Here is a 12,550-nt window from a genome sequence, read left to right on the forward strand (position 1 = left end):
AATGCAAGACCAAAGCATAATAAGTAATAATATATTATATAACTTTCAGCCTTACATTCTAGAAAGGCAATATTTTAAAGCATGAATGAATACAAATTTAAATTAAAATGACTATTAATAATAAATAAACAAAAAACTTAACGAGTAACAACCGAGTACAATAGACTTTCAACATAAATTTTTCCCCATCACCATTGACCATTCTGAACAAAGAGCGTCAAATTATTTCTTAAAGCCCTTCTTGATTTTTCAGGACATGAGCACTAGGCAACATCTTGGCAAGAGCTCTAAAAGCGTATTCAATTTAATTACTTTCAGAATATTATATTGCTGGAAAAGTGGGACTTAGAGGGGCTATTATGAACGAGGAAATCAGACAAAGTGATTTTAAAACAGAATTGATTAAGTGTATGCATGAAAAAAAACATGTTTTGCTTCTTTATGATGAATTAAAATACTACAGAAACGCTGCAATAGAATTTATAGTAGATGGACTGAATTCTGGAGATCAATGCCTGCTCGCTTTTGATAAATACAAACCTGGAATGGTAGCTAAAGATCTATCTGGCTATGGAATTGATTATGCTAAGGTAGTTAACTCCGGTCAATTAATTCTTGTTGATGCGAATACCTACTATTTAACAGATAAGGTTTTTTATCCAGAAAAGATTCTTAAATCATGGCAAGAGTTGACTTCGAAAGCGGTACAAGCTGGCCGAACATGTTTAAGGACTGTTGGAGAAATAAATTTTGATCTTGATGATCATTCAAAAATTGGTAATCTTATCTATTATAAATATTTAGTAAATAAAAACATTTACTCTGAATATCCATTTATGTCTCTATGTGTATACAATAAGAATAGATACTCAAGTGAAATTGTTAAAAGGGTTGTACAAGCTCATCCTATGCTTATCTACAACTCTAATATTTACAAAAACAACATTCATTATATACCTTCTGTTATATATTTAAATGACGACTACGATAAAAATGAAATAGATATATGGCTTGAAAATGTTAAGTCAGGCAATTCAATATTCAAAAGAATGAATGAAAGTGAAAAAAAATTTAGATTACTATATGAATACGCTCCAATTCCATATCTATCACTTGATGAGAGTGGATTTTTTGTAGGAGTTAATAAATCGCTTTGCTGTACACTGGGTTACGATAAAGAAGAACTTATCGGTAAAAAAATCAGAGATTTGTTACATCCTGATTGGCAAATTAAATTTGAAAATGAATTCAAAAAACTTAAGAATTCCGGGGAAGAACATAACGTAGAATTTTGCATGATGAAAAAAGATGGGAGCTATATCTTTGGCGAATTCAGTGGAGTGAGTGGATATTATGAAGACAACTCGTTTTGTCAGACTCATTGCGTCTTTCGCGATATTACAAAGGAAAAACAAGCAAATGAAAAGTTAATTGAAGCAAAAGAAGCTGCTGAAGAAGCAAGCAGAACAAAGACAATGTTTCTAGCTAATATGAGTCATGAAATCAGGACTCCGCTAAACGGAATTATGGGGATGCTGCAACTCCTCCACGATACCTCGCTAACTGAAGAACAATGTGATTTTTTAGACACCAGTATGGAATCATGCAATAGACTCGCACATTTACTCGGCGATATATTGGATATTTCCCGCATAGAAGCATGTAAACTAAAAATATATAGCGAAGACTTTGAATTGAGAGAAATATTTTCCTCTCTTCAGCAACTATTTGCATTCTCAGCGGCACAAAAAAAACTATCGCTTAGGTTCTATATTTGTCCTTCAGTGCCTAAAACTCTTATAGGGGACAAAGCTAGAATCCATCAAATACTAAACAATTTGGTAGGTAATGCTCTCAAGTTTTCTAATAAGGGAAAAATTGAAGTCACAGCTTTCCCTCTTCCCCACTATAAAAAAAAACAATACCGGATTTTATTTTCCGTTTCTGATTCAGGGATTGGTATTCCTGAAGAAAAGCTTGATGTAATCTTTGAAGAATTTACACAAGTTGATGGAAGTATGATTAGAAATTTTGAAGGAGCCGGCTTAGGTCTTTCAATTGTTAAAAATCTTGTGTCTCTGATGGGTGGAAGATCATCTATTGAAAGTGAAGTAGGTATCGGAACAACCGTTTATTTTTGTTTAACTTTTGGCACTACAGATAGACAGCATGAACAAGTAAAAACAATAAACAAGCTAAAGAATTGCAGTTATAAATCTCGAGATATTCTTGTCGTAGAGGATGAAAGAATAAATCAGTTATACCTCGTAAAAATTTTACAACGAAATGGCTTTTCAGTAAAAACGGCTAATAATGGAAAACAGGCTTTGGACTTATTAAAAAATATTCACTTTGACTTAATTCTTATGGATATTCAGATGCCTGAGATGGACGGTGTTGAGACTACATTAGCTATTAGAAGTGGAAAAGCTAGTAAAACAAATAGCCAGATTCCAATTATAGCCTTAACAGCGCACACCCTTGCCGGCGATGAAGAATTATTTTTAAAAGCCGGGATTAATGCGTATATACCAAAGCCGCTTGATATTAATAATCTTTTGAACAAAATTAATTCTTTTTTAATTAATATCAATTAGCTATTTTAAAATTCAACATTCGATGTTCATATAAACTTACAGAAGCGCCCCAATTGCAATTTATTATGATGAAACAGTAGCCTCAGGCAGACGAATAATGAACTTTGTTCCTTTACCCGGCTCAGATTCAACAAGAAACTCTCCTTCATGATTACGAGCAATTATGAAATAAGAGACAGAAAGCCCCAAACCGGTTCCAAGACCTACGTGCTTTGTTGTATAAAAAGGTTCAAAGACTCTTTTACGGACATCCTCTTCCATACCCGGTCCGTTATCCTCTACTTCGATCCGAACAAAGCCGCCGTCCTTCCTCGTCCTCAAAGTCAGGCAAGGACGTTCATCTCCAAAATCTTTATCGGACATTGCTTGAGCCGCATTTTTGAAGATATTCAGAAAAACCTGCTCAATTTCGGTTTCAGTAATATTGATCTGAGGTAATCCCTGCTCATAGTCTCTACGAATATCAATAGTTTTGAAATCGTATTTCTTCTTTAAATCATAATCATTGGCGGCAAGACTGAGTGATTTCTCTAGCAGTCCCTTCACGTCCATCGTAACCCGCACAGATTCACTCTTCCTGCTGAATTCAAGCATATTACGAACAATCTGAGCGGCCCTGCGCCCTGCGTCGCTTATACCGCGCAAATAGCCGATTATACCACGTTTATCCATGTATTCCTGAACTTTATCCAAATCTAGATCAATTTCAGAAGCAACTTCAACATTCTTAGGTAAGGATGGCGACAAACGTCGTTCCGCTCCTTGAACTCCTGACAAAATGGCTCCAAGCGGATTATTAATTTCATGAGCCATACCAGCGGCAAGACCGCCGACAGACATCATTTTTTCAGTCTGAATCATCATCTCTTCCAGACGTGATTTCATGGTCACGTCATCTATCAATAATACAGCTCCCCCACCTTCTTCACTGTCAAGGAGAGGATAAACTTTTAGATTCTTATAAAGAATTGTTCCATTCACGGTAAAAGGAACCTTCGGTTTTTCACGGATTTTAAACATTGAGACGGCTTCCGAAATCAATTTCTGCTCACTTTCCAACTGAGGAAAAACATCGGTAAGAGGAAGGCCTTTAACCTCTTTCCATGACAATCCGGTCTCTTCTTCGGCAGACCTGTTCCATTGAATAATATGCCCATTATCATCAATCCCGACTAAAACAGTAGGCATTGAATCAATTGTATTTTTCAAGAGGTTACGCAGCCGGGAAAGTTCATTCTCAGATTTTTTGCGTTCAGTAGAATCAGCAACAATACCCATATAATGAGTAATAACACCTTCTGCGTCTCTAGCTACGACAATACTGTCTTCAGTCCAGATAACGCGCCCGTCAGGGGCAATAATCCTGTATTCCTGCTTAAAATGGTCAGCACCTGAATTTTGATGCTTCTTAACTTCACTGATAGCCTTGCCTTGATCTTCGGGATGAATAACATCAATAAAATTTATTTTTCCAGACATAAAATCGTCTGCATTAAAACCTAGCTGCGTCACATTTTTAGAAACAAGTTCAACAGGCCACCCATCCTCAGCCCTCCATTTAAAAAGAACAACAGGACTTTTTTCCACAATCATATTAGACTGTATAAGGGCTTCTTCAGCTTTTTTACGCTCAGCAATATCTCTTATCAGATTAAGCCGCATATCGTTAAAAGCTTTGGCGACCTTATCAAATTCATCAAACTTCTTTCTGTTCTTTCTACGATTTAAAACAAGCGGGCGCTCTAGATTGTCAATATCCATTTCCTGCGCGTAGTCAGCCATCGACTGTAAATGCCGGGTGACCATGTAGTAGATAATAATTAATATGCAGAGTGCGACCAAAAAAGTTTTAATACCCTGCATCAGTAATACAACGAATACCCGATGTTTCAAACGGTTAATAACATTTTCAAGATCAGCAACAACCCGCAGTTGTCCTACATCAACACGTCTGCCATCCACCAGATGACTGAGTACAAAAGTCTTTTCGATAATCTTGCCATTTGAAGGTATCATACCGACAGAGACAACTGACTCAACTGCCCCCGAAGTCATATCACTGACTTCTAAATAGCGCATCCCGGGTAATTTATTAGCCCCTTCAAGCTGAATTTTAACATGATCAATATTAATATCCCAAAGGCTGGCAGAAATAGTATTCGCATAACTGTTTTCAATTTGTGTCATCGCCTTTTCAATCTCGCTGACATCACTCCGGTATTCCATATACAATTGAACGCTGGTTCCAAGAATTGTAAAAAAAGAGCTGCATATCAAAATATAAATAAGGAGCCTGTAAGGTAAAACCTGCCCTTTTCTTGATCCTAAAAATTTTATCATGAAACTCCACCCAAATATTTTGTTGCCAAAGTACAAACTCAATAGGTTATCTCAGTCCGTCCAATTATCATTTAGAATGACATAATTAACATAAATTTAAAAGGTTCAGCTGTGATCGATCACACAATCTCCAACCGACACCATTGATTACATAATTTCAAATTTGGATTCTACTCTTAAAATTGCAATTCACGAAGAACAAAAAGCTATAAACTTTAAGTTTCTGTCAATGAAATAAGCACCGAGGAAAATGGAAGAAATTGATTGCACGCAAAAAATCGGGCACCACAATTCAGCTCATATAGAAATGAACTTAATATAAAGTGACTTAGACAGAACCATACGCAAATAGTAAAATCTGAATTATGAAGAAAACTAATAAGGTATTTCGAGGTAAGACAGAAACTACTTTTTATGCTCCGCCCATTTATCTATCGCATCAAGGAACATGAATGTTTCAGTAGATTTAATTCCACCAATATTGGAAAGGTCATCCACCAGACACTGTCTGAACGCATTCCGTGAAGGAACAAATACTTCCACCAGTAGATCATAACGACCAGAAACATTTATTACAGACTGCACTCCACTGACTAATGAAATTTTTTCCATAATATCACGATTTGCACGCCCTTCAAGGTTGATACCTACCAAGGCAATCAAACTGTTCTCAAAATAAAGAGGATTTACAGAAGCGGTAATTCTCAAGTAATCATTTTTAATCATCCGCTCAGTGCGTAACCTGACAGTTCCATCTGAAACACCAAGCTTACGCGCTATATTTTTATAAGATTCACGTCCATTACTCTGTAATTCTTCTATAATTTTACGATCTATGTCATCAAGAACTAAAGTTTTATCTTTCACCCGGAATCTCCTGCTTTCAATATTACTATGAAATTTACAATTAATTATGTTATACATAGTGGCAAAATGACAATTCCGTCAATCCATGATAAAAATTATCCTGTCAAAATAAAAGCCTACGTTTTTTTGTATTTTAACAATTTTAAAGCCATATTTTAACATTGACAAGATTTAGCATATTGTTTTTTAATTAAAACGAAAGAAGCACTTTCCCAACATGGAGGATTAAATATGCCCAGCAATTTATTTAAAGCACTTTCGGAGCAGACTGAGGAGCTAAAAGCAACAGGTCTTTACAAAGATGAAAGAATCATAACATCACCGCAACAGGCTCAAATATCTGTAGCAGGTGGACAGGACGTTCTTAATTTCTGTGCCAACAACTATCTCGGCCTTGCCAACAATCCAGAACTGATAGAATCCGCAAAGAAAGCACTTGATAAGTACGGATTCGGACTTTCATCCGTAAGGTTTATCTGCGGAACTCAGGATATTCACAAAAAGCTTGAACAAAAAATAAGCGAATTTCTCCAAACTGAAGATACAATTCTCTATGGATCGTGTTTTGACGCAAACGGCGGATTGTTCGAAACTATCCTTTCGAACGAAGATGCGGTTATAAGCGACTCGCTGAATCACGCTTCAATAATAGATGGTGTACGCCTCTGCAAAGCTAAACGATTCCGCTATAAAAACAATGATATGGCAGATCTTGAACAGCAATTGAAAGATGCTTCCGATTGCCGTTACCGACTGATTGTCACTGACGGTGTTTTTTCCATGGACGGGATCATAGCTGATCTCAAATCAATTTGCGACTTAGCGGACAAATATGACGCACTTGTCATGGTTGATGATTCACACGCGGTCGGATTTGTCGGGGAAAACGGACGAGGAACACCTGAAGCTTGCGGAGTTCTCGGCCGTGTCGATATAATCACCGGAACTCTCGGCAAAGCTCTCGGCGGAGCTTCCGGCGGTTACACATCAGGCCGGAAAGAAATCATTGAATGGTTGCGTCAAAGATCCCGCCCTTACCTTTTTTCAAACACTCTGGCTCCGGTAATAGCCTCTACATCAGTTGCAGTACTCGACCTGATCCGAAATCAACCGGAACTCAGAACCAGACTGAATGAAAACAGTCAACTTTTCCGTTCACGTATGGAAGAAGCCGGATTCAACCTTGTGCCGGGCCATCACCCCATCATTCCGGTAATGCTCGGTGACGCGGTTCTGGCGCAAAAAGTTGCCGCCGGCCTTCTCGAAGAAGGTATTTATGTAATAGGATTCAGTTTCCCTGTCGTTCCTCGCGGACAGGCCAGAATCAGAACGCAGATGTCGGCAGGCCATACCACGGAACAAGTAAACAAGGCCGTGGATGCATTTATCAAAGTAAGTCGTAAACTCAACATTATTGATTAAAAGGCTCACCTTAATGAAGACAATGAAGGCTCTGGTTAAAAGTAAATCGGAAGAAGGAATCTGGATGGAAGAAGTGCCAGTTCCTCAGTGCGGGCATAACGATGTTCTGATAAAAGTAAAAAAAACAGCTATTTGCGGAACTGATATACACATATATAATTGGGACAAATGGGCGCAGCAGACAATCCCTGTCCCTATGGTTGTCGGGCACGAATTCTCAGGTGTAATCGAAAACCTCGGCAGTGAAGTTCAAGGCCTTGCCCTTGGTGACAGAGTTTCCGCAGAAGGACATGTCACTTGCGGTCACTGTCGAAATTGCAGGGCCGGGAAAAGACATCTCTGTAGAAACACCATCGGTGTAGGTGTTAATCGTCCGGGATGTTTTGCCGAGTATGTTTGTGTTCCGGCTTCAAATGTATTTAAACTCACTGACGCAATTTCTGACGACGTAGGTTCAATCCTTGATCCACTTGGAAACGCCGCGCACACGGCCCTTTCTTTCAACTTAGTTGGTGAAGATGTCCTTATCACCGGAGCCGGCCCCATCGGCATGATGGCTGTCGCAATAGCCCGCCATGCCGGAGCCCGTCACATTGTTATAACCGACCTTAATGACTATCGTCTGGACATTGCCGACAAACTCGGAGCTACCCGCACCGTAAATGTCAGCAAAGAAAAGCTGGATGATGTCATGGCCGAGCTTAATATGACCGAAGGGTTTGATGTAGGTCTTGAAATGTCCGGCAGCCCTGCCGCTTTCAGGGAAATGCTCGCAAAAATGAATCACGGCGGACATATTGCTCTGCTGGGTATTCTTCCGGATGACACTCAGATAGACTGGAACATGGTCGTTTTCAAGGGGCTGAAACTGAAAGGTATTTATGGCCGAGAAATGTTTGAAACATGGTACAAAATGTCCTCCATGCTCCAATCCAATCTTGATATTACTCCCGCAATTACGCATCACTTTAAAATCGATGATTTCCAAAAAGGTTTTGACGTTATGCGGACTGGACAATCTGGAAAAGTTATTCTGGACTGGACCTAATCTGACAAGACTTTAAAATCTAAAATATTCCTAATAAAAACGGTCCCGCTATGATATCGGGACCGTTTTTATTTTGAAAATTAATTATTCATACTGGAATATATTCTTCTCACATGTCTTTTGGTAATTCCCAGTCTGTCCGCTATATCAGCATTTTCTATGCCATAATTTTTAAGCCTAATCACTTTTTCCGTAAGTTTTGCATGTTCTACAAAACGAGTCGAAATATACACTCTATCATTAGAAAATTCCTTAAGAACACTGAGAGCAGCCTTTTCTGGGCTTTTATTTCCCAGCCGGACACTATCCATCTCACGAACCATAACCTCATATAACAAGTTCTCTTTCATTACCTCTCTCCGGTTTATTATCAATTGATGAGTATAGACTAATGTTTCAACCCGTCAGCCCCTGCCAGACATTGTCGGAGGTAATTAAAAACATTAAGGGCCTGCCCTTATAAATAAGACAAGCCCCTAATTTTAATACATTATAATTATTATTTCACACCAAACGTCTATCTTTCATTAAAATAGGCTTTTAATGGTATCACCTATTTTTTTTACAGGATTTTTATCAGGTTCGGTTGTAGATTTCTCTCCACTCTTACCGGTAAAAGTCTTACCAATACCTTCCAATGTGTTCTGGACTCCTTCAAGCACATTGCCGACAATACTAAAACCGGACTTTGCAAGAATTACTGCAAAGCGTGGTAAATCGACCATAATTGAAGGGTCCGCGACCGCACCGGTAATATTGACAGGAACTGTCAGCCCCACAAGGTCCTTACTGCTTTTCCCACCCTGTCCTTCAAGAGAACCTACGATTTTAGCATCAAGTGCATAATCCAAAGTCATCGTATTAAGATCCATTTTACCGGCCCCATCGGCTCTAAGCAGAGGAGATTTGAGTACTAAATCCTTGTTGACGGCAACACCTTTATCAATCTTCGCTGTCGCGGAAACTTCGCCAAACTCTGTTCTGTTATTATTTCTATGACCAATCACCCCGCCTGTGAGGATCGAAAAAGCATCTCCTGCCAGAAACAGGATATCAAAACCGGACACATACCCGTCCAGAACTTTGAACCCAAGATTCCCATTCAGATTAGCAATAATAACTTTAACGTCATTCCCTCTGCTTGCAAGGTTGGTAGTAAATCCCATTTTACCGGAGAAACTGTCTTTTCCTGTCATTTCTTGTGAAAGAGCCTCACCGTCAAGTCCGGTAAGCGCACCGTTAAATGTCATTGTCGGAACAACTCCGGTCACATTCAAAACGGCTGTAGAAGTAAACGCGCCTTTGGCTGCATTCAGAGAGAGCGGTTTGATGGTCAAAACTCCGCCCTTTGCGCGGGCAACAACAATAACATTAGTCAAATTAGCCTTTCCGGCTATCAACTGCTTAACACTAAGATCAGCTTTCAAAGTCAACTTGCGTAAAAACTCAACAGGAAACAACTCACCTTTTTTCTCGGATTTTACATCCTTTGTCTCTTTTTTATCAGCTTTGCCAGACTCATCCGGAGGCAGGTAGCTATCAAGATTAAATTTATCTACATCTACAGCTAACTTAACATCAGGACGATCAGGGTTGGCAAACGAAGCCGCTCCCTTGATAGTTGTTTCATCCAGATTGATCAGTAAATTTGAAATGGCAACGGACTTTGCCGTTCCAGCTACGGCGAAATTAAGACCGACAGCCGTTAATGCCTTATCACTGGAAGTTTTAACTTCAATTCCCATCTGCTCGAGAGTGCTTTTCAAATTAAATCCGGGAACACTCATGTCACCAGTAAATTTAAGATTGTCTCCGCCCAGCCCTGAGCCCTTGAAAGAGGCTTCAGCTTTCATATCATAAGCTTCCAGAATAAGATTACCAACGTCAGCAGTTCCGGCAGCAAGATTAAGTGCTGCGTCTCCGGAAAGTTTAACCTGACCTTTATTACCGGGAACAGCTGCTCCCTTTGCATCCAGAAGAACCTTCAAATCCTTAACAGAGAAAGATTTAAAATCTGACGACAGGGTTGCAATCCCTGATGTGGTGGTATCAGCTACAATTTCCGGCTTTGTTGAAGACAGGAGCACGTGCACTTTAAAATTAAACGGCTCTCCGGGAGCAAATTCATCAATTGAAATATCACAATCATCAACTGCCTGCCTGACATTATCCTTACGGTCATCCCATACAATTTGGGCATTTTCGATAAGAAGACCACCCAGAGTAATATTAAGATCACTCTTGGCGTCATCAGCGGAAGATTCCGGCTTTGTTTTCTCGCCTTCTTTACCAACCAAGTCGTCCCAGTTAGTTACTCCGGCTTTATTACGCATAAGATTTAGAACCAGATTCTCAACGTCAACCCGCATTAATTGCACATCTCCCGAAAGAAGAGGAAGCAACTTAAGGCTTACATCTGCGGATTTAAGGCTGAACATATTCTTCTCCGAAAAACCCGGAGCATTTGAAAGAGTCACACCTGAAGTCGTCACTCCTACCCAAGGGAAAACCGACAGTTTGATATCCCCGTCAAAAGTAAGTTCGCGCCCTGTTTTATCGCGCACGATTTTAGAAATTTCATCTTTGTAATCATTAGGGTTAATAAAAATTGTCGCTAGCACCATTGCGGCAACAACGACAACAACTAGACTCGCGACCACTATCCCAATTATTTTAATCGGTTTACTCATGGGTGCATTCTCCCTACATAATTGCATAAATATTTAGGCAAATTGCCATACTTCAAACATAGCCTGTCAGCGAAAAAAATCAAACTATAATTATAACAAAACAAAAAGACCAAACAAATAACAAAATTTTTTACTCAGCATAAAACACGTCTACCCCTTTTTTATTGCCAATATTCCCGAAATCAGGCAATTAATCGGCATGCAAAAAAAATGGTCTTTCGCCCTTACATGCCTTGTTACGTATGCAACCTACCTTTTCACCATGGCAGAACTACCCGCAATTTTAAATCATCTTTTGGGAAACTGGCCGGAAATGCTCGGTTACAGATTTGCGACCAGATTAAAAGATCCCGTACTTTTATATTTCTGCCTTGGTCACTTGGCTATATTCGGCGCGATTCTACCACTCTATATAGCTAAAAAATTTGATCTTAAACCGCACAGAAAAGTTCCATCCGCCATATTATGGCCCAGCATCGCGGCTTTACTGGGATCATTTTTATTTTACGCACATTTTCAAGGATTTCTCACAAACATGCTGCATCCGGACCCGGATCTGCCATACATGACAGAAGCATTTTTCTACATATTCCCATTCTCACTGGGCCTTTGCGTCTACTCATGCTTTTTGATTCCACGCGCAGTGATGCTGATTATGGACGGCAATAAACTTTCACCTATTCTCGAAGCGGCGGCTGCCATTGGAACCATTTTGATTTCATGGCAGATTTACACACACAATGGTCATATTTTACCGGAAAAAATATTCTGGACAGGTATGGTAATAGCTGCGGCAGGAGCATTATCCAGATCGTTCTATCTGTCGTTTATAGCCTGTTTTGCCACCCTTTACGGGGCTTCAATGGTCAATCCTGTTTTCTACAAAATTCCATGGGAACCTATCTTGCCTGGATTCCTTGGCGCCTTCGTAGCCTTCTGCCTATATCTTCATTCAAGAGACACAAGATCATTCCCGCACGTTTCTACGACAAACAGTTAAAGGTCGCCAGAAAACACCATATTCTAAAATATGAGATATATGAATTAGTTGTGTGGCTATGATGTAATTAAGAAAAGTAGACGGGATGGCGAGTATTTTAATCGAGTAGTTTTCTTACAACAAGCAATTCAGCGTGGATTTCCTTAAGAATTGCTGTATCAAAAGAACCTTCGGATTTATTATCCATCCCAAACAAAGGCAATTGCTCGGCAGGAAATTTTTCAAGAAGTTCAGCTGTCATTTCCGCATCACTCTGCGGATCAAATGAATCCAGCCGTTTTCGAGCACCTTCAATTGTAAGGCCCTCATCATGCAGAAGCATCTTGATGCGAGCGATAAGCTGAACGTGTTCTTCATTATAAAGACGCTGACCTGACGGCGTGCGAATAGGCTCAAGCTGCTCAAATTCCCCTTCCCAGAAACGCAGCACGTAAGATTTCAAGCCGACAAGTTTTGCCGCCTGACCTATTTTGTATATTTTTGATTCATTCTGCCGACTCATAAGAACCTTACTATCAAAGAGATATCCCTTAGAAAAGACTAAATACGCAAAAAACTGCGCAAATTCAGATTAATTTTACACACG

The 12,550-nt window shown here is 39.5% G+C and carries 9 protein-coding genes; 4 read left to right on the forward strand and 5 right to left on the reverse strand.

Features of this window, described 5'->3' with window-relative positions; genetic code table 11:
* The first annotated feature begins 359 nt into the window (after positions 1-359).
* Entirely contained in the window at positions 360-2,597 is a 2,238-nt protein-coding gene (locus tag JEY82_RS14090; RefSeq protein WP_304086579.1) for an MEDS domain-containing protein, read from the forward strand.
* A gap of 63 nt (positions 2,598-2,660) precedes the next feature.
* On the opposite strand, the gene JEY82_RS14095 is transcribed toward JEY82_RS14090, so the two are convergent.
* Complete coding sequence (locus tag JEY82_RS14095) at positions 2,661-4,937, reverse strand: ATP-binding protein (protein WP_304086582.1); 2,277 nt, start codon at positions 4,935-4,937, stop codon at positions 2,661-2,663.
* Positions 4,938-5,342: 405 nt separating this feature from the next.
* Complete coding sequence (locus tag JEY82_RS14100; RefSeq protein ID WP_092159862.1) at positions 5,343-5,804, reverse strand: Lrp/AsnC family transcriptional regulator; 462 nt, start codon at positions 5,802-5,804, stop codon at positions 5,343-5,345.
* Between the two features lie 231 nt (positions 5,805-6,035).
* Here JEY82_RS14100 and JEY82_RS14105 point away from each other — a divergent pair, with 231 nt between their 5' ends.
* Positions 6,036-7,226, forward strand: coding sequence for a glycine C-acetyltransferase (locus tag JEY82_RS14105; protein WP_304086586.1), 1,191 nt, complete (start codon positions 6,036-6,038; stop codon positions 7,224-7,226).
* A 22-nt stretch (positions 7,227-7,248) separates the two neighbouring features.
* Positions 7,249-8,274 carry an L-threonine 3-dehydrogenase gene (gene tdh, locus JEY82_RS14110; RefSeq protein ID WP_170830351.1) on the forward strand — a complete coding sequence of 342 codons (1,026 nt, stop codon included), beginning with the start codon at positions 7,249-7,251 and terminating at the stop codon, positions 8,272-8,274.
* 80 nt (positions 8,275-8,354) lie between these two features.
* Here the strand turns inward: tdh and JEY82_RS14115 are convergent, their stop codons facing one another.
* Positions 8,355-8,624: a hypothetical protein gene (locus JEY82_RS14115; RefSeq protein ID WP_304086590.1), complete on the reverse strand. Its 270-nt coding sequence runs from the start codon at positions 8,622-8,624 to the stop codon at positions 8,355-8,357.
* Between the two features lie 177 nt (positions 8,625-8,801).
* Positions 8,802-10,964, reverse strand: a complete 2,163-nt coding sequence (locus JEY82_RS14120) for an AsmA family protein (RefSeq protein ID WP_304086593.1) — start codon at positions 10,962-10,964, stop codon at positions 8,802-8,804.
* Between the two features lie 199 nt (positions 10,965-11,163).
* Here JEY82_RS14120 and JEY82_RS14125 point away from each other — a divergent pair, with 199 nt between their 5' ends.
* The gene (locus JEY82_RS14125; RefSeq protein ID WP_304086595.1) at positions 11,164-11,964 is read left to right on the forward strand and encodes a hypothetical protein; all 801 of its coding nucleotides are present in this window, start codon (positions 11,164-11,166) and stop codon (positions 11,962-11,964) included.
* A 97-nt stretch (positions 11,965-12,061) separates the two neighbouring features.
* On the opposite strand, the gene JEY82_RS14130 is transcribed toward JEY82_RS14125, so the two are convergent.
* Complete coding sequence (locus JEY82_RS14130) at positions 12,062-12,466, reverse strand: MerR family transcriptional regulator (RefSeq protein WP_304086598.1); 405 nt, start codon at positions 12,464-12,466, stop codon at positions 12,062-12,064.
* Positions 12,467-12,550 lie beyond the last annotated feature (84 nt).

This window comes from Maridesulfovibrio ferrireducens (genome assembly GCF_016342405.1).
GTDB lineage: Bacteria > Desulfobacterota > Desulfovibrionia > Desulfovibrionales > Desulfovibrionaceae > Maridesulfovibrio > Maridesulfovibrio ferrireducens_A.

Excerpts from the sequence above, each read along its gene's own strand:
- JEY82_RS14090 (WP_304086579.1), top strand. The coding sequence starts at position 360 with ATGAACGAGGAAATCAGACAAAGTGATTTTAAAACAGAATTGATTAAG.
- JEY82_RS14095 (WP_304086582.1), bottom strand. The coding sequence starts at position 4,937 with ATGATAAAATTTTTAGGATCAAGAAAAGGGCAGGTTTTACCTTACAGG.
- JEY82_RS14105 (WP_304086586.1), top strand. The coding sequence starts at position 6,036 with ATGCCCAGCAATTTATTTAAAGCACTTTCGGAGCAGACTGAGGAGCTA.
- tdh (WP_170830351.1), top strand. The coding sequence starts at position 7,249 with ATGAAGGCTCTGGTTAAAAGTAAATCGGAAGAAGGAATCTGGATGGAA.
- JEY82_RS14115 (WP_304086590.1), bottom strand. The coding sequence starts at position 8,624 with ATGAAAGAGAACTTGTTATATGAGGTTATGGTTCGTGAGATGGATAGT.
- JEY82_RS14120 (WP_304086593.1), bottom strand. The coding sequence starts at position 10,964 with ATGAGTAAACCGATTAAAATAATTGGGATAGTGGTCGCGAGTCTAGTT.
- JEY82_RS14125 (WP_304086595.1), top strand. The coding sequence starts at position 11,164 with ATGCAAAAAAAATGGTCTTTCGCCCTTACATGCCTTGTTACGTATGCA.
- JEY82_RS14130 (WP_304086598.1), bottom strand. The coding sequence starts at position 12,466 with ATGAGTCGGCAGAATGAATCAAAAATATACAAAATAGGTCAGGCGGCA.